Origin of the sequence: Streptomyces sp. NPDC050564 (assembly GCF_044457265.1) — a bacterium.
In the GTDB taxonomy this organism is placed as follows: Bacteria; Actinomycetota; Actinomycetes; order Streptomycetales; family Streptomycetaceae; genus Streptomyces.
The window spans coordinates 102,526-118,353 of sequence record NZ_JBITGS010000032.1; the positions used below are offsets into that span (position 1 = coordinate 102,526).

Sequence of the window (15,828 nt, forward strand, 5' to 3'; positions counted from 1 at the left end):
GAGGCGCACGTCGTGCTGCTGCATCCGTCGGGCGCCCTGGGCCTGCAGCTCGACATGCTGCCCCACTGGCCCGATGCGCACGCCGTCGGTCAGGCGCTCATCGACCGGGACATTGCGCCGGACACGGTCTGCGTCAACCGCACCGGCCGGGAGCACGGCGAAACGATGTACAAACCAGGCGCTGGAGCCTGTCGGTCACTGCAAGGGCTCTAACGCCTACCACAGGCGGATGCGGTCCGGCCCCCGGTAGGCAAGTGGGCGGGTCTCCAGGTGCGCCGAGTGGGGGATGCGCGTCAAGCTGTGTGCATGACCGAGCGTTCCGTGATCGTTTATCCGCCCATCAAGGACGAGGGCCGGCGGGTGCGGATTGATGGGGAGATCGTGGGGGCGGCCTGCAGTCTGCGTGGACTGGCGGAGATGCTGCAGCATGCGGGTTGGGCGGGTATCGACGAGATCGATGTGGCTGACTCGCCTGTCATCGAGTGGCATGGCGGCGGGCCTGAGGTGTGGTCAGCGCGCGGCTGAAACACCAGGTTCGGCCTGTGCCGACGCCAGGGTTCCGTCGACCGGGTGACTCGGCGCGGTCAGGTGTCGGCTTGCGAGGGTGGGGAGTGCTGCGCGATTTGCCGCTCCAGCTCTGCGTGGACGTCGGCGCCCAAGTCTCCCGTCCGGGCCCATTCGATGATCAGTTCCGCCACATGCCGCAGTTTGATGTTCGTCCGCTGGGACACCTCTTTGAGGACATCCCAGGCTTGGTCGGGCGTCAGCTGCCCTGTGGCGAGCACGATGCCGATCGCCTGGTCCACCACGGCGTGCGAGCGTATCGCTTCGTGAAGCTGAGCGTTCTCGTCCTCCAGCTCCTCCATACGCTCCGCAGCCTCCGTGCCAAAGGTACGCTCCGGCTCGCTCCCCTTCACAGTCACCATGGCCTCCGCGGTCAGACCTGATACCCGGCCGGTTCCCTTCAATTCTCTGCCCACCCTTGCCGAATACACCCGTGAGCGGGCCGCTGCCACAAGAAAACAGATCCGCGCAGAGCGGCAGTGTCAGCCAATCGTCATGCCGGCCGGCGCGCCACCGGGCTGCGTCCGTCACATGCGTGTGCGATGCTGCCGCGGCGCTCCTCGGCTGAGGTTGGGTAGGATCTCGCGGCTTGTGGCCAGGCCGGGCTTGCTGACCAGTGGTTTTTCCGCTGTCTCAGGGCGATGACACAGTCGCTCAGTCTCACGGCCATGACACTTCCGCACGGCCTCGCAAGGTGTTGTGGGCGCCCTGAGGGCCGGGTTCGTCGTCAGCCGCCGCACCGGCCGCCCCTGCGGTTGCTGCTCGTGATGGGCGTCTGGGGGGCGTCGCGACTTTGCTGCGGTGCAGTCCAGGGGTGCGGCGCTTGGTGTCGGCGGGTTGTCCGGCCTGTTCGGGTGTGATCTTGGCTCGCCGCGACGCAGGGAAGGCGGACTTCCCGGTGATTGTCCATGTCTCGCCCCTACGCCCGGTGTGCCAGGGCCTGACATGCACTGCCAGTACACCCTTCGAGAGAAGCTCCCTGACCGCCGTGGAAGGCGGTTTTCTTGAGAACGGCGAGATTTCCGCCGTGTCGGGCGCCCTCGGCGCCCCTTCCTCTCGCGGCGCTTTGTCGTCCTTCTTCGATTGGAGCCAAGTGAGTACCCCCGTGATCCCGAGCGCGCCGCGCGAGCGGACGGTCAGCCGTGCCCTGGCTGTCGTTCTCGCTCTGCTGACCGTCTTCGGGCCGATCTCGATGGACCTCTACCTGCCGGCACTGCCCGCGCTCACCGGCGAGCTGCACGCGTCGACGTCGGCCGCGCAGCTGACCGTCACCGCCTGTCTGCTCGGCCTGGCGTTCGGCCAGGTGATCGCCGGGCCGCTGTCGGACCGGTTCGGTCGACGCCGCCCTCTTCTGGTGGGTGCCGTCGCCTACATCGCCACCTCGGTGCTGTGTGCGATCAGCCCGAGCGTCGAGACCCTGGTTGCCGCCCGCTTCGTGCAGGGTCTGGCCGGCGCGGTGGGCATCGTGATCGCCCAGGCCGCAGGTCGCGACCTGTACTCCGGGGGCAAGCTCGTCCGCTACTACGGCCGCCTGACCGTGATCGGCGGGCTGGCCGCGATCATCGGACCGGTTGCGGGCGGCCAGCTCGCCGCCTTCACCGACTGGCGCGGCATCTTCATCTTCCTCGCCCTGCTCGGCGCCGCGATCCTCATCGCGTGCCTGGCCGTCTTCCGGGAGACCCTGCCCCCGCAGGAGCGCACCGGCGGCGGGCTCTCCCAGAGCGGGCGCGACTTCCGGCGGCTGCTGGCCGACCGCCTTTTCCTCGGCGCCGTCCTGATCACGGGTCTCGTCAACGCCGCCCTGTTCGCCTATCTCAGCGGCGCCACCTATGTCCTGCAGGGCATCTACGGGCTCTCGCCGCAGGGCTACTCGTTCGCGTTCGGGCTGAACTCCCTCGGCTTCATGCTGTTCGGTTTCGCCGCAGGACGTCTGTCGGAACGATGGTCGGAGCAGGGCACCCTCGTCCTGGGCCTCGGCATGACCCTTCTTGGCGCGACCGGGCTGCTCGTCACCGCGGCTCTCCACCTGCCGCTGGCAGCCATGGTGCTGTCCCTGCTCACCATGGTCAGCGGCGTGGCCGCCACCACTCCGCCGTCCACTTCGCTCGCCCTGGCGCACTACCCCGAGATCGCAGGAACCGCGTCCTCACTCCTTGGCATGGCGCGCTTCGCGTTCGGCGGGCTGGCCGCGCCGCTCGTGGGACTCGGCGGCGCCGGCACCGCCGTCCCGCTCGGGCTGGTCACGGTCGCCTCCGCCGCACTCGCGGCGGTCGTCTATGTCGTTGCGATCCGCCACCACACCCGGGTCTCGGAGCACACCGTCGCCTTGAGCAAACCGCTCGACAGTGTGGCAGCGAACTCCTGACCCGCCAGTTCTTCTCGGGAGGGGTATCTGTTCGCGCCCCCCCCCCAAGAAAGGTCAACGAAACATGCAATACGCACACCTGGGCCGCAGTGGTCTGAAGGTCGGTCGCCTCGCGTTGGGCACGATGAACTTCGGGCATGTGACGGACGAGGCGACTAGCTTTGAGATCATGGATGCTGCGCTGGCGGGCATCGACCTCATCGACACCGCCGACGTCTACGGTGGGCCGCAGTCTCCTGACATGGTGCGGGGGTACGGCCTGTCCGAGGAGATCATCGGGCGCTGGCTCGCTCAGGGCGGCGGGCGGCGGAAGCAGATCGTGCTGGCGACCAAGGCGTACCAGCCGATGGGCACCGGCCCGAACGACAAGTACCTGTCCGCGTACAGGATCCGCAGGGCCGCGGAGGACAGCCTGCGGCGTCTGCAGACCGACCACATCGACCTGTACCAGATGCACCACATCGACCGGTCGACCCCGTGGGAGGAGATCTGGCAGGCGATGGAGCAGCTGGTGCGTGAGGGCAAGGTGATCTATGTCGGCAGCAGCAACTTCGCGGGCTGGCACATCGCGACCGCGCAGTCCACCGCCGCTGCCCGCAACTTCCTGGGCCTGGTGTCCGAGCAGAGCTTGTACAACCTGTCCGCGCGCACCATCGAGCTCGAGGTGATCCCGGCGCTGCGGCACTACGGTCTCGGGCTGATCCCGTGGAGCCCGCTGGGCGGCGGGCTGCTCGGCGGCGCGCTGCACAAGGCGCAGGGTGAGGGCGGTCGCCGTGTGACGCCGCAGGCCCTGGCCCGCGTCGAACGGTACCGTCCCCAGCTGGAGGCCTACGAGGCGCTGTGTGCCGAGCTCGGCGCACAGCCTGCCTACGTTGCGCTGGCCTGGCTGTTGCACAACCCGGTTGTCACCGCCACGATCGTCGGTCCCCGCACCGCAGCACAGCTCGCCACCAGTCGGCGTGCCCTCGACGTGACCTTGTCGCAGGACACGCTGCGCAAGCTTGACGAGATCTGGCCCGGCCCCGGTGGCGAGGCCCCGGAGGCATACGCCTGGTAGCCGCGCACTTCGACCCCGTCGCTCCACACGGGAGCTGGGGGTCGGCTGCGTCTCGTCGTGCCGGTGAGGAATCGCGAATGATCGCTCAGCGGCGAGCTGCCGACGAGCTTGGCCGGGGGAGAGTCAGCGGCACACCGCGCGCAGGCGGCACATGGCCGAGGTCAGTCAGAGCGCGGTGCCCGTCTGCTCGGCCAACGCTTGCAGGAGGCGGTTTTGGAATGCCTCGTCGTGGACTGCGCGGTGCGGCTGCAGCCGTCGGCGGTGGTACCAATACCCGCCGGTGGTCAGGGCCTGGGGTTCGTCGCTGGAGGCGAGCCACTCCTGTGTCTGATGGCCGAGCTCGAGATCGTCCGGTGCGCCCGGTCCGCCCATCTTGGTCGGTACCCAGCCCGGATCCACGGCGTTGCTCAGCACGTTGGGGCGCAGGCGGGCCACCGCTGCCGCGAGCGTCGTGACGAACAACTTGCTGTCGGCGTACGAGCCCGCGCTCTCGCCCCGCCAGTCGACCCCGCCGAGCGAGGGGCGTCCACCCAGGTGGGAGCTGCTGCTCAGGTATACCAGTCGGCGCGGCCCGCGGAGCAGGGCCGTGAGCAGGTACGGTGCGACGATGTTGACCGGCATGACCGCCGGCCCGCTCCATACGCCGGCGTTGTGGATGACCGCGTCGAGCGGCTTCGCGTCGTTCAGCTCGGCGGCGACGCGCCGGACGGCGTCGCGCTCCGTGAAGTCACCCACGATGATGTCTGCCCCGCGGTCGAGCAGCGAGTCGAGGCCCGCTGCGCGCTCCTGGTTCCGGGCGTGCACCACGACATCGTGTCCGGCGGACAGCAGCGCATCCGCCGCGGCACGTCCAAGGCCGTCCGCGGAACCGGTCACCAGGATCCGGCTCACGACCGCACCACCTCTCGCACGCGCGAGGCCGGGGCGGGCGCCGCAAAGCCGAGCGGCGCTCGGACAATCGCTTTGTCCCGGTCGCCGACGCGGCCGGCTCCGGTAGCGTGCATGACTGCTCCTCGCATGGAAGTGTCTCCTTGCCTTCGGGGGCGCGGTGACCGCTGAAGGGAGCGCTATGTCCTCTCGGTGGCCCCGTCTGCGGGCCGGCCGTTGAGGGTGGCCTCAGCTTGTTGTGGATGGTTGCGTGGGCGAGTGGTCCTCTTGCGTGGCGGTCCAGGAGGCGAGCAGGCGCAGCCGCTCTTCGGAGGGCGAGCCGGGTTCGGCGGTGTAGATGGTGAGGGTGAGACCGGGTTCGGCGGTCATCTCCAAGCCCTCGTAGGCCAGGGTGAGTTCTCCGACGGCCGAGTGGTGGAACCGTTTGACCCCGGTGCCGTGGTGGCGGACGTTGTGGGTGCCCCAGCGGGTGCGGAACTCCTCGCTGCGGGTGGACAGTTCGCCGACGAGGTCGTGCAGGTCCTTGTCGTGGGGGTTGCGGCCGGCTTCGGTGCGCAAGATGGCCACCGCGGTGTCGGCGAAGGTGTCCCAGTCGGGGTAGAAGCGCCGGGAGACGGGATCGAGGAAGTTGAAACGGGCGAGGTTCGCCTGATTGTGGGCCGCGGCGTAGACGTCGGTGTAGAAGGCGCGGGCGAGCTGGTTGGCGGCGAGCAGGTCCATGCGGCCGTTGCGTACGAAGGCAGGCCCGGCGGTGATCGCGTCCAGGGTCCACTGCAGACTGCGGTGCGGGGCCCACTGCCGGGTGGCCCGGCGCCGACGGCGGGTGAGTACGTCGGAGCCGTCGGCGGCCTGGGCCAGGTGCAGGAGGTGTGCGCGCTCGGCGTCGTCGAGCTGGAGCGCGCGGGCGACGGCTTCGAGGACGGCGGGGGAGACGCCGGCGAGGTTGCCGCGTTCGAGTTTGGCGTAGTACTCGACGCTGACGTCGGCCAGGGCTGCGACCTCGCTCCTGCGCAGCCCCGGCACGCGGCGCCGCGCCCCGGCGGGCAGGCCGGCCCGTTCCGGGGCGATCTTCGCTCGCCGCGAGGTGAGGAACTCGCGGACCTCTTCACGGTTGTCCACTCCTCGACCGTACGTGCCGCAGGCCCTGAAAGGGGTGTACTGGCAGTACACCCCTTGCTGGTAACTCGCTGCCCGCGCGGAAAGCCGGTTACCTGGATGACGTGGCACTCCCGGCCGCGACGCTAGGCGGCACGTCGGGTGTGCCCGTCCGGGACGCGCGCCGATGACAGCGGTGTCGTTTCGTGCGCCCGGTAGGCAACTGCACACGGGCAAGAGCGGCCCATCGGGGCCCCGACCGCACCCGCGGCCCGCCCCTCAGCACGTAAGGAACCCCTCTCATGCGCGGAGCAGTGATCCACGCCCCCGGCGATGTGCGCTTCGAGACCCTCGACGACCCGAAGATCCTCCAGCCGACCGACGCGATCATCCGCACGGCCGTCTCCTGCGTGTGCGGCTCGGACCTGTGGCCCTACCGTGGCCTGGATCCGGTCGACGAGGCGCACCCGATGGGCCACGAGTACATAGGCATCGTTGAGGAGGTCGGGAGCGAGGTCACCTCGGTCAAGCCGGGCCAGTTCGTCATCGGCTCTTTCGCCACCTCGGACAACACCTGCGCCAACTGCCGCAATGGCTGGCAGTCCAGCTGCCTCAACCGCGAGTTCATGAGCACCTGCCAGGCCGAGTACGTCCGCATCCCCAGCGCCCAAGGCACGCTGGTCGCCACCGACGAGGTGCCGGGCGAGGAGTTCTGGCCCAGCTTGCTGGCGCTCTCCGACGTCATGGGCACCGGCTGGTACGCCGCCGACGCCGCCGAGGTCAAGCCCGGCTCCACCGCCGTGGTGGTCGGCGACGGCGCGGTGGGCCTGTGCGGTGTGATCGCGGCGAAGGAATTGGGTGCGGAGCGGATCATCGCGATGAGCCGACACGAGCCCCGCCAGAAGCTCGCTCTGGAATTCGGTGCCACCGACATCGTCACCGAGCGTGGCGAAGAGGGCGTCGCCCGGATCAAGGACCTCACCGACGGGATCGGCGCCGACGCGGTGCTGGAGTGTGTCGGCACCGCGCAATCCATGCAGCAGGCCCTGCACGCGGCCCGGCCCGGCGGCAACGTCGGCTTCGTCGGCGTCCCCCACGACGTGGCCATTGACGGCCAGGATCTCTTTTTCTCCCATGTCGGTCTGCGCGGCGGCCCCGCCCCCGTGCGCCGCTACCTGCCCGACCTGATCGACCGCGTCGTGAGCGGCCGGATCAACCCGGGCAAGGTCTTCGACCTCACTCTCCCCCTGGAGCAGGTCGCCGAGGGCTACAAGGCCATGGACGAGCGCCGCGCCATCAAGGCCCTCCTCAAGCCCTGACTTCCCGACGCAGGGCCAGGGCCGGGTACCTTGCGGCCCGGCCCCGCACCTGCCCGTGGACCGTTGCCGTGAAGGACTCACTGTGACGACCTTTGCTCTCGTCGGCGCCGGCCCCGGCCTGGGGCTGGCGACCGCCCGAGGCTTCGGGGTCGCCGGCCACAGCATCGCGCTCATCTCCCGTAGCGCCGGCCACCTCGACGACCGACAGCCCGGTCCGCCGCCGGCCCGGGACCAGGTGTGGACCGCACCCTTCGCACCGCGGCTCTGACGTTGCAGAGGACGGGCCTTCGGCCGGTCAGGCAGCAGCCCGGGAAGCTCCGCGCAGCGGGCCGAGCGCCCGCGCCCACGCGAGCAGCTCGTCGACCAGCCCGTGCACCTCCGCCACATGCAGCTCCTGCGGCCGGAATTCGGCAAAGTCCACGAAGTCCTCGCGCAGCGACAGCGCCACCTGCGGCCCGATGTCCGCCATCCGCAACGGGCCCGCCTGCGCGCGCAGCTTCTGCACCGCCATGACCGCGCCGAAGATGCCGTAGCCGACGTAACCGACCGGCTTGCCGCCCCACTCCTCGTAGAGGTAGTCGATGGCATTGGTCAGGGCGGCGGGGGGCGGTGTTGTATTCGGGCGTGACGACGATGAAGGCGTCGCACGAGCCGATCCGCTCGGCCCATCGCCGGGTGTGCGGCCGCCGGCCAGGCGCCATTTGCGCCGGCACGGGCTCGTCGAGGAGCGGCAGTGCGTATTCCTTCAGGTCCACGAGCGCGAACTCCGCGGCGGCGCCGACGTGTTCAGCCGCCAGGTCCCGCACCGATTGGGCCACCCGGTCGCCGTTGCGGCCGGGGCGGGTGCTGCCGATGATGATGCCGATCCTGATCATGTCTGATTCTCCTGGTTCTGGTGTGATGAACCTGTTGTTGCTTGGTTCCTGCTTGGGACACGGCAAACTGTTGCCGTCCGCCGCTGCTTCACCGGGCGGCTTGTGGGGCGTGTGGGCGGCGACTTCCTGTCCGTGGTGGGCTCGTAGCCTGCTTCCTCGACCGCGGTGCGCAGGTACGTGATGCCGAGATCCCTGTCCCTGCGGTGGATTTCCCGGCCCGCCGGCGGACCCGGCACCGCAGGTTTGGAGCGCAGTGAGCTCTCCGGGTCAGTCCGCGTCCAGGCGAACCTGCTGCGTTTCGCGCAGGACTGCCCAGGCGTCCGCCACGGGGCCCATGTGCGCGAGCTTGTCGGGGTTGCTCACCGTGCGGATCGTCTGGATCCGCCCGTCGAGGATCTCGAGTGTCCAGGTGTTGAGGACTTTCCCGTCCCGGTCGCGGAAGATCGCTCCCGGCCGGCCGTTCACGTGGTGGGGTTCCATAACGCCGCCGATCCGGAAGAACGGCGGGAGGAGGTCGGCGAGCAGCCGGGACACATGGTCGGCGCCGAAGAAGCCCCCGGCGAACTGCGGGGCCTTGCCACCGCCGTCCGCGACCAACGACACGTCGGCGGCGAGCAGTTCCCGCAGACCGTCGACTTTCCCCTCTCGGAAGGCGTCGAAGAACCGCCCGGCGAGTTCCTCGCGCTCCCGCCGGTCGGCCTCGAACCGGGGCCGACCCTCGTCCATGTGGCGGCGCGCCCGCACCGCGAGCTGGCGGCACGCCGCCTCCGACCTGCCCACCGCCGAGGCGATCTCCGGGAAGCCGAAGGCGAACACCTCCCGCAGCACGAAGACCGCCCGCTCGAGCGGACTGAGCCGCTCCAGCAGCAGCAGGGATGCCATCGACAGCGAGTCGGCCAGCTCCGCCGATCGCTCGGGGTCCTCGTAGGGGTCGGTGAGCAGCGGCTCGGGGAACCACGGCCCGACGTACTCCGCCCGCCGCAGGCGGGCCGAGCGCAGCACGTCGATCGAGACCCGGGTGACCACGGCCGACAGGAACGCCTTGGCCGACGCGGGCCGGGTGGGGGAGAGTTCGTAGCGCAGCCAGGTCTCCTGGACCGCGTCCTCGGCCTCGCTCACGCTGCCCAGGATCCGGTAGGCGATCGAGAACAGCAGCGGCCGCAGCTCTTCGAACTCCTCGACCCGGGTCACGCCAGCCCCTCCTTGAAGCCCTGCCGCCACGAGGGGTAGCGCAATTCCCAGCCGAGCTCCCGCTTGGCCTTGGCGTTGGAGAAGCCGCGTCCCTCGGTCATCATCGTTGCCACCACCTCCCCGGCGAGCAGCCGGGCCAGCCACGTGGGGACCCGTATCGGCCGCTTCGCCCCCGCGCAGGCGGCCAGATACGGCAGCCACTCGCTCTCCGGGGCCGGTTCGTCGTCGACGATGTTGAACACACCCCTCGCCTTCTGTTCGACGGCCAGGACGGTGGCACTGGCCGCGTCGTCGAGATGCACCCACGAGGCGTAGCCGGTGCCGTCCCCGACCAGCGGGAACTGCCGCTTGCGCACGAGCACGAGCTGGTCGTCGGTGGCGCCAGGCCCGTAGAACGCGCCGTACCGCATCACCGCGCCGCCGGCCCTGCCGACCACGTCCTCGACATGGCGGAGCGCCGCCATCGCCGCGTGCGCAGCCGTCCCCTCGTGCAGGTCCAGCGGGTCCTCCTCGGTCTTCACCCATCCGCCCTCGCGGATCCCGTTCCAGTTGGCGTAGCCCTGTGCGACGCAGTGCGAGACGCCGGTCGCCTCGGCCGCGGCCAGCAGATGATCCGTCCCCTCCGTGCGCAACCTGATGGTGGGGACGGACCACCGGTCGAAGTGTTTGAGGTCAGGCTTGCCGGCGTGAGCGACGCTGATCCCGGTCATCTGGTGCACGATCACGTCCGGTCGGGCTGCAGCCACTGCCTCACCGACCGACATCGCGTCCAATCCGTCCATCACCACGCCGTCCGCGCCCACTTGCTCGACCAGGCCGAGCTTGGCCGCGCTCGTCGTCGTGGCCGTCACCTGGTGCCCACGAGCCAAAAGCTGCGGCACCAGCCGCCGCCCCAGTACTCCGGTCCCACCTGCCACGAACACCCGCATGACCATCACCTTCCTGATCCCGAAGTCCGTCTCCGAGACTTGGGACGAGACAGCCCCGCGGTTTGTGACATCGGAGCACCCGTCGGACGGCGCGGCGAACACGTTCTTCCGGTTCAGGGCGCGGTGCAGTTGCATTGGTACGCAGGCCAGGTACGTCGCCGTCGACCGCCCCTGCCGCAGCTTGAGGTTTCGGAGCCCGTCATCGCGAAGTTCGCGTGGCACGGCCACGAGCAGCTTGGTCGGCTGCGGATCTGCGACGACGCCATGGGTAAGTTCGGCTATCGGAAGCTGCGAAATGGGTCCGCTCGTGGGCGATGAGGATCATCCGTCGCGCCCGCCCTGGTGCGTCGACCGGGGAGGTCGAGGCGGTCGATGTCGAGAGCGAGCACCCGCTCGACGGGGGCTCCCGATTCGTGGAGGAGGTGCCACAGGGTCAACTCCCTGAGCGGGGCCCGCACAGCGAGGGCGGCGCGGGCCCGAGCGGGGCCGGCCGCAGTCGCGCTCGAGGCCGTGATAGCACCAGAGGGGGCGGGTGCCGGTCCAGGGCACGATCGGCGCCACGTTCGCCGTGCTGCAGTCGCCTGGCGGCGGGGTCGACGCCGTCGGCGTGGTGATGGCGGCGCGGATTTTGGCGGTCCTGGTCGTGCTGCTGCTCGGCGGCGTGTCCGCCGACCGGCTCGGGGCCCGATCGGTGATGCTGACAGCGGATCTGCTCCGGTTTGCTGCCCAGAGCGTCCTGGCCTTGCTGCTGTTCACCGACAGGGCGAGGATCTGGGAAGTGGTCGTGCTGGCGGTGGTTCTCGGAATCGGCGAGGGTGGGTTCAGCCCGGTCTGACGGCCCTGGTGCCCGCCTTGGTTCCTGCGGAGGACCTTACGGACGCCAACTCGCTGTTGCAGATCCCCCAGGCGGCCGCCTCGGTTGTGGGCCCCGGTCTGGCCGGCGTGCTCGTCGCTGTTTCTGACGCGGGCACGGTGGTCGCGGTCGACGCGGTCAGCTACGGCGTGAGTGTCATGGCCTTGGCTCGGCTGCCCATGTCGCGGTCGGCCGTGCCCCGCCGCGGGTTGTTCACTGACCTGGGGCTCGGCTGGAAGGAGTTCACCTCCCGCACGTGGTTGTGGGTCACGACCCTCCACGTGAGCCTGTTCAACTTCGTCCTGTGGGCGCCGTTCCTGGTGCTGGGACCGACTCTTGCCCAGCAGCGGCTCGGCGGCGCGAAAGCCTGGGGTCTCGTGCTCGCCCTGTACGGCGTCGGCTCCACCTCGGCGGTCTGGCGCTGCTCGGCAGGAATCCCAGCCGGGCGCTCGCCTGGTCCATGGCCGCATCCGCGGGCTGGGCCATACCGGCGGCCGCACTGGCCGCGCGGTTGCCGCTGGCCTGGGTGGCCGCGGCGGCACTCCCCGCGGGGGCCGGGGCAGCGGTGTGCAACACGCTCGTGACGACCGTCACCCAGCGCGAGATTCCGGCCGAAGTCCGCGGACGCATCAGCGCGTTCGACAGCCTGGGTGCCTTCGCCCTCGGACACCCGATCCGGCGACGGACGGCACCGCCCCCACACGACCAGAGCGATCGTGCGGGGCATCGGACCGCCCAGGCCCGACCGGAGACCCGACGGCGCGAGGAACCCCGCCCCCGCATCCCCGGACCACGCACCAGATGCGTGCCGCCCGGCGGCGGAGCGAACGCGGGGAACCAGAACGCCCAACACCGTTCGGGGCGTTCGGCTGAGCATGGGTTCTGGCAACAGGACTCACCCCCGCTCAGTCTGTAGGAACGGTCCAGGTGTCACCTGTCGACGGGATGCTGGCCCTGCCGCCCGATGACATCGCCACTCCTTCAGGAGGAAGAGCAAGCCAAAGCGCCGTAATGGCCGCGCCACCGATGGCGTCGGCGACTCCGAGCAGGGCCTCGCCTCCGGTCTGGTGCAGACCTCCGGCCAGGTCGGCGCCGCCCTCGTTCTCGCCGTGTTCACGGCCGTGCTCACTGGAGTAGGCGACAGTGGCGGTGACTTCACCCCCTACCGGCCGAGCCTCAACCTGGTCACCGGCGTCGCGGCAGTGGGACTGCTCCTGAACTTGGTCCCGTGCGGCGCCTCCGGTGCCGCTGAACCCGACAGGGGGGTTCGGAACTGTTGCCGCTTGACCCCGCACGGCCGGAGCGATCGTGCCGGGCATCGGACCGCCCAGGCCGGAGCGGAGACCCGTCGGCGTGGGGGACCCCGCCCCCTGCATCCCCGGATCCCCCACGGACGAGATCTGTGCCGCCCGGCGGCGGAGCGAGCGCAGGCGACCAGCGTGCCCAACACCCTTCGGAGCACGCGGCTGCGTACCAACGCTCGTGGAAACAGGACACACTCCCGCTCAATCGGTAGGAACGGTAGGTGATGAGCCCGTCGTCGCCCCTGTCGTACCCCGGTCGCGGCACGGGCCTGCACTGTTGAAACAGATGAGATGCGCGTCATTTGTGCAAACGGTCAGTGGAAGACGGCGCCAACCGTTCCGCGGCGCGTGGTTTCGACCGTCTCGGCCTGGTCGACCGCGCGGCGGACCAGGTCTTTCAGCCGTGTCTCGTCCAGTCCGCGTGTGGGTGTCAGTCCCAGCAGGGTCTGCCAGAGCAGGCTCTTCCCTTCGATACCCAGACGCAGCGTTTCAAGCTCGATGAGCGTACTCAGGTGAGAGCGGCGCACGATCCGGCCGTTGAGCTTGAGCAGACGCAACTTTTCGGCCAGCCACCCCGCGTAGAACTTGTGCCGTCGTGCCGGCACACCGAGCAACGACATCACCTCGAGCAGGTGTTGACGGTCCTCTGCTATCTCGTCCGCGACACGGCGCAGGTCGCTGCCGTGCGGCGTGGAGCGCATTTCCTCAGCCAAATGTTGGGAGAGCACTTTCCCGGTGGTGGCACCGGCGAGGTGGTCGTTGAGGTAGATCCCAAGGACATCGGGGTCGGGGCGCATGGGGCATCTCCTTGTGGCTCAGTTCTTTGCGAGACGGACTTCGACGTGGCCGTTCGGCGAGGGGCGACATTCGAAGCAGGGCTGAGGAGCGGTCGCCGGCCCGTGGACGTTTTCGCCGTCGGCGAGCTGGAACTGGCTGCCGTGCCAGGGGCATTCGATGCAGTCCGCGACGATTTTGCCCGCATGGAGCGGACCGCCCATGTGACTGCACCGATCGGCCAGTGCGTGCCACTGTCCGTTTGTCTTCCGCACCACCAGGATGGGCACCTCACCCACCATGCGTCGTACTGGTTCGTCGACGGGGAATTCGTCCGCTGACCCCACGTCGTGCCAAACCGGCTCGACGAGAAGGGGTACCGCCGCGGCATGGTTGACTCCGGCTGCCTGCCGGTAAGCGAGGTGACCGCCGACCACGCCTCCCGTGGTGGCAGCGGCCATGCCACCGAATCCCAGCACGCGGCCGAGTCCGCTACGACCCTTGCAGCGCGCCGCCAGAGAGCCGGCGTACGCCGCGACGGCTACGAGGTTGGCCGCTGCGTGGAAGAGCCCGGTGCGCGCCTGGCGGGGCGGCTGATCCGCCCAGTCCACCCATCCGGCTGCGGCAGCGGGCGCCGCGCCGAGCAGGCCCACGGCTACCAAACGGCGCGCTGCCCGGCTTTCCCCGGGCAGCAGGTCGAGGATTCCCGCCGCCGTCCAGGCTCCGATCGGCACCTGCACCAGCGCCGGATGTACGGGATGCCCGAGCCAGAGCCCGCGCAGTACGTCCCGGCCACCGCCGAGGGGGACCGCACGAATGGCCATACGTAGGGTGGTCGCCAAGCCGTCCAACCACTCCTGATCCTCGACGGCATCCAACATGTTTGGCAGCATGTTCGTCTTTGCCCTGCTTTCGCTCATATAGGGCGAGTGGCCGGGCCGGGACGCGGTAAACGTTGCCCCGGCACCCCCGCCCAGCCGGCGAATGCCCTGCGCCCCCTCGGAACCGTCCTACAGAGCCGATGCCCAGCCGATGACGCCTGGACCAGCCGGCCCGCACGAGCCTCGCGCTGGCCCAGTTGCCGAAGAAGTGCCGACGCGGACCGCGCACGAGTCGGCTGACCAGCAAAGAAGCCTCACCCAAACGAGCAAGTACATGCTCACGGAGCTGTGGAATGCGGCGTACACCCGACGCGGCAGTGGGCCCGTGCTTGCCCTTCACCCCCGGGACAAGCCGAACGGGCCCAACGGATGAATCGACGAGCCATCACGAAAGTTGGAGGCGAAAGTTTGTTCCGTAAGCGTGAGCTGGGCCTAGGCTGAGCCGGCCACCTTGGTACCGATCGTGTGGAGGCTGAGGCTGCGCCTATGGACATATTCCTGAGCGCGCTTGAGGACAGCGATCTGCCGATCTGCTGGGAACAGTTGACGGATCCCGAGTTGCAGCAGATGGCGGCTGGGACCAGGAAGTACCACTACGATCGCGGCCACTTCGACCAGCACTGGGCGAAGGTGCGCTCGGACCCGTCCGTGATCTTGCGAACCATTGTCGCCGACGATGCGGTAGCAGGGTACGCCGCTGTCTTCGGACCGCCATCGGAGCGTGAGGTCACGTATGTCGTCGGACGAGCTCATTGGGGTCAGGGCATTGCCACCACGGCGCTTGCCGAACTGATCGAGCCGGAGCCCGCGCGGCCGCTGCATGCCGACGCCGCTGCTGACAATGCCGGTTCCATCCGCGTGCTGGAGAAGTGCGGCTTCCTCGTCACCGGGAAGAGCAGGCGCTTCGCGCGGGCTCGTGGCGAGGAGATCGACCTGGTACTCCTGACGCTGAGCTGACGCCTCCCGCAGTGCCTCCACCTTGGCCGGCACCACGTCCAGACCGAACACGGCGGCCAACTCCTGGCAGGTCAGCGGCCTTTGATGGAGCCGGTCCCGTTCCGAGAGCGCCTGCAGAATGCGCTGGTAGTCCACCGACAGCACCGACCAGGCCGCCTCACGCCACACCGGCACCTGCAACTTCGGCTTCGCCGAATCCCGGGGCGCCGACGGCCCGCCCGCAGCCCGCGGATCCGGGACATCCTCCGTGTCGGCGGTGCTGCCGCAGTCCGGAGCCAGCACTGCATCGACCCGCCTGCGGGCGACCACCCACTCCTGCCATTCCAGCTCGGCCACGGCCAGTTCGGCCTGGATACGGTCGGCCTCCTCACGCAACCCGTCGACCCGACAGCGAGCTGCGAGTTCGTGCTGTTCCAGCAGTCCGACAACCGACGGCATCCACAACCTCCCGGGGAGCGACGACACGACAGGTCACGACTCCCACAGAATCACCGCCCCTACTCCTAATGGGAGCTGCCGGGTCGGAGAGACTCGGTGCCGTAGCCGCCAGCGGGTGAGCACTCACCTGCCCGGAAGCATCGTGACTTCTGTGGTCAGACCGTGCCCCCGTTGGTCGGCCGGAAGGCCAGACCGCTGATGGGGTGGCGTGCCCGCCGAGCAGGGCGTGAGCACTGGATCCATTAGGGAGCGTGCCACGTCTTCCGCAGGCTGCACGATAAGTGAACTACCTGACCGGGAGGGCGAGTTGCTTCTGATCGGCGACGACTGGGCCGAGG

The 15,828-nt window shown here is 69.4% G+C and carries 17 protein-coding genes and 4 pseudogenes; 10 read left to right on the forward strand and 11 right to left on the reverse strand.

All coding sequences use genetic code 11. The features are described from left to right. Positions 1-12: 12 nt before the first annotated feature. A complete protein-coding gene (locus ACIBK0_RS38585; protein ID WP_399090567.1) occupies positions 13-213 on the forward strand; it encodes a hypothetical protein in 201 nt (66 codons plus the stop codon). Positions 214-306: 93 nt separating this feature from the next. After that, a complete protein-coding gene (locus ACIBK0_RS38590) occupies positions 307-525 on the forward strand; it encodes a hypothetical protein (protein ID WP_399090570.1) in 219 nt (72 codons plus the stop codon). Positions 526-584: 59 nt separating this feature from the next. On the opposite strand, the gene ACIBK0_RS38595 is transcribed toward ACIBK0_RS38590, so the two are convergent. Further along, positions 585-866 (reverse strand): ANTAR domain-containing protein, encoded by a 282-nt coding sequence (locus ACIBK0_RS38595; RefSeq protein WP_399090573.1) that lies wholly within the window; start codon positions 864-866, stop codon positions 585-587. A gap of 484 nt (positions 867-1,350) precedes the next feature. Continuing rightward, positions 1,351-1,474, reverse strand: a pseudogene (locus ACIBK0_RS38600) (transcriptional regulator); the annotation flags it as partial. A 183-nt stretch (positions 1,475-1,657) separates the two neighbouring features. Between ACIBK0_RS38600 and ACIBK0_RS38605 the strand changes: the two are divergent. Together ACIBK0_RS38605 and ACIBK0_RS38610 are read left to right on the forward strand one after the other, a co-directional pair. Then, on the forward strand, positions 1,658-2,929 hold the full coding sequence (locus ACIBK0_RS38605; protein WP_399090576.1) for a multidrug effflux MFS transporter: 1,272 nt from the start codon (positions 1,658-1,660) through the stop codon (positions 2,927-2,929). Positions 2,930-2,993: 64 nt separating this feature from the next. Further along, positions 2,994-3,986 carry an aldo/keto reductase gene (locus ACIBK0_RS38610; RefSeq protein ID WP_399090579.1) on the forward strand — a complete coding sequence of 331 codons (993 nt, stop codon included), beginning with the start codon at positions 2,994-2,996 and terminating at the stop codon, positions 3,984-3,986. A 165-nt stretch (positions 3,987-4,151) separates the two neighbouring features. Here the strand turns inward: ACIBK0_RS38610 and ACIBK0_RS38615 are convergent, their stop codons facing one another. Both ACIBK0_RS38615 and ACIBK0_RS38620 read right to left on the reverse strand, forming a co-directional pair. Beyond that, positions 4,152-4,877, reverse strand: a complete 726-nt coding sequence (locus tag ACIBK0_RS38615) for an SDR family NAD(P)-dependent oxidoreductase (protein WP_399090582.1) — start codon at positions 4,875-4,877, stop codon at positions 4,152-4,154. 225 nt (positions 4,878-5,102) lie between these two features. Further along, complete coding sequence (locus ACIBK0_RS38620) at positions 5,103-5,993, reverse strand: helix-turn-helix transcriptional regulator (RefSeq protein ID WP_399090585.1); 891 nt, start codon at positions 5,991-5,993, stop codon at positions 5,103-5,105. A gap of 278 nt (positions 5,994-6,271) precedes the next feature. Here ACIBK0_RS38620 and ACIBK0_RS38625 point away from each other — a divergent pair, with 278 nt between their 5' ends. Beyond that, positions 6,272-7,288, forward strand: coding sequence for a zinc-dependent alcohol dehydrogenase family protein (locus tag ACIBK0_RS38625; protein ID WP_399090588.1), 1,017 nt, complete (start codon positions 6,272-6,274; stop codon positions 7,286-7,288). An 82-nt stretch (positions 7,289-7,370) separates the two neighbouring features. Next, entirely contained in the window at positions 7,371-7,556 is a 186-nt protein-coding gene (locus tag ACIBK0_RS38630) for a hypothetical protein (protein WP_399090639.1), read from the forward strand. Between the two features lie 27 nt (positions 7,557-7,583). Here the strand turns inward: ACIBK0_RS38630 and ACIBK0_RS38635 are convergent, their stop codons facing one another. The 4 genes and pseudogenes from ACIBK0_RS38635 to ACIBK0_RS38650 form a co-directional block, all read right to left on the reverse strand. After that, positions 7,584-7,982 carry an NADPH-dependent FMN reductase gene (locus ACIBK0_RS38635; RefSeq protein ID WP_399090627.1) on the reverse strand — a complete coding sequence of 133 codons (399 nt, stop codon included), beginning with the start codon at positions 7,980-7,982 and terminating at the stop codon, positions 7,584-7,586. Next, positions 7,957-8,163 (reverse strand): annotated as a pseudogene (locus ACIBK0_RS38640) (NADPH-dependent FMN reductase); the annotation flags it as partial. The pseudogene ACIBK0_RS38640 and the gene ACIBK0_RS38635, both read right to left, overlap by 26 nt. A 267-nt stretch (positions 8,164-8,430) precedes the next feature. After that, entirely contained in the window at positions 8,431-9,354 is a 924-nt protein-coding gene (locus ACIBK0_RS38645) for an RNA polymerase sigma-70 factor (protein ID WP_399090591.1), read from the reverse strand. Next, the gene (locus tag ACIBK0_RS38650) at positions 9,351-10,289 is read right to left on the reverse strand and encodes an NAD-dependent epimerase/dehydratase family protein (protein ID WP_399090630.1); all 939 of its coding nucleotides are present in this window, start codon (positions 10,287-10,289) and stop codon (positions 9,351-9,353) included. Before ACIBK0_RS38650 ends, ACIBK0_RS38645 begins: the two co-directional genes overlap by 4 nt. A 526-nt stretch (positions 10,290-10,815) precedes the next feature. Between ACIBK0_RS38650 and ACIBK0_RS38655 the strand changes: the two genes are divergently transcribed. From ACIBK0_RS38655 to ACIBK0_RS38665, 3 genes and pseudogenes are all read left to right on the forward strand, one after another. Beyond that, positions 10,816-11,118 (forward strand): MFS transporter, encoded by a 303-nt coding sequence (locus ACIBK0_RS38655; RefSeq protein ID WP_399090594.1) that lies wholly within the window; start codon positions 10,816-10,818, stop codon positions 11,116-11,118. A gap of 8 nt (positions 11,119-11,126) precedes the next feature. Beyond that, the gene (locus tag ACIBK0_RS38660; protein WP_399090597.1) at positions 11,127-11,720 is read left to right on the forward strand and encodes an MFS transporter; all 594 of its coding nucleotides are present in this window, start codon (positions 11,127-11,129) and stop codon (positions 11,718-11,720) included. Between the two features lie 59 nt (positions 11,721-11,779). Further along, positions 11,780-12,052: pseudogene (locus ACIBK0_RS38665) on the forward strand (IS200/IS605 family accessory protein TnpB-related protein); the annotation flags it as partial. A gap of 702 nt (positions 12,053-12,754) precedes the next feature. Here ACIBK0_RS38665 and ACIBK0_RS38670 read toward each other — a convergent pair. Next, entirely contained in the window at positions 12,755-13,237 is a 483-nt protein-coding gene (locus ACIBK0_RS38670; protein ID WP_399090600.1) for a hypothetical protein, read from the reverse strand. A gap of 18 nt (positions 13,238-13,255) precedes the next feature. Then, entirely contained in the window at positions 13,256-14,134 is an 879-nt protein-coding gene (locus ACIBK0_RS38675) for a Rieske 2Fe-2S domain-containing protein (protein WP_399090603.1), read from the reverse strand. Positions 14,135-14,581: 447 nt separating this feature from the next. On the opposite strand from ACIBK0_RS38675, the gene ACIBK0_RS38680 reads away from it, so the two are divergent. Continuing rightward, positions 14,582-15,052 carry a GNAT family N-acetyltransferase gene (locus ACIBK0_RS38680; protein ID WP_399090633.1) on the forward strand — a complete coding sequence of 157 codons (471 nt, stop codon included), beginning with the start codon at positions 14,582-14,584 and terminating at the stop codon, positions 15,050-15,052. A 6-nt stretch (positions 15,053-15,058) separates the two neighbouring features. On the opposite strand, the pseudogene ACIBK0_RS38685 reads toward ACIBK0_RS38680, so the two are convergent. Next, positions 15,059-15,490: pseudogene (locus ACIBK0_RS38685) on the reverse strand (hypothetical protein); the annotation flags it as partial. Between the last annotated feature and the right edge of the window lie 338 nt (positions 15,491-15,828).

Coding starts and splice junctions, on each gene's coding strand:
- ACIBK0_RS38650 (WP_399090630.1), bottom strand. CDS start 10,289: ATGGTCATGCGGGTGTTCGTGGCAGGTGGGACCGGAGTACTGGGGCGG.
- ACIBK0_RS38680 (WP_399090633.1), top strand. CDS start 14,582: ATGGACATATTCCTGAGCGCGCTTGAGGACAGCGATCTGCCGATCTGC.
- ACIBK0_RS38670 (WP_399090600.1), bottom strand. CDS start 13,237: ATGCGCCCCGACCCCGATGTCCTTGGGATCTACCTCAACGACCACCTC.
- ACIBK0_RS38625 (WP_399090588.1), top strand. CDS start 6,272: ATGCGCGGAGCAGTGATCCACGCCCCCGGCGATGTGCGCTTCGAGACC.
- ACIBK0_RS38610 (WP_399090579.1), top strand. CDS start 2,994: ATGCAATACGCACACCTGGGCCGCAGTGGTCTGAAGGTCGGTCGCCTC.
- ACIBK0_RS38675 (WP_399090603.1), bottom strand. CDS start 14,134: ATGAGCGAAAGCAGGGCAAAGACGAACATGCTGCCAAACATGTTGGAT.
- ACIBK0_RS38590 (WP_399090570.1), top strand. CDS start 307: ATGACCGAGCGTTCCGTGATCGTTTATCCGCCCATCAAGGACGAGGGC.
- ACIBK0_RS38595 (WP_399090573.1), bottom strand. CDS start 866: ATGGAGGAGCTGGAGGACGAGAACGCTCAGCTTCACGAAGCGATACGC.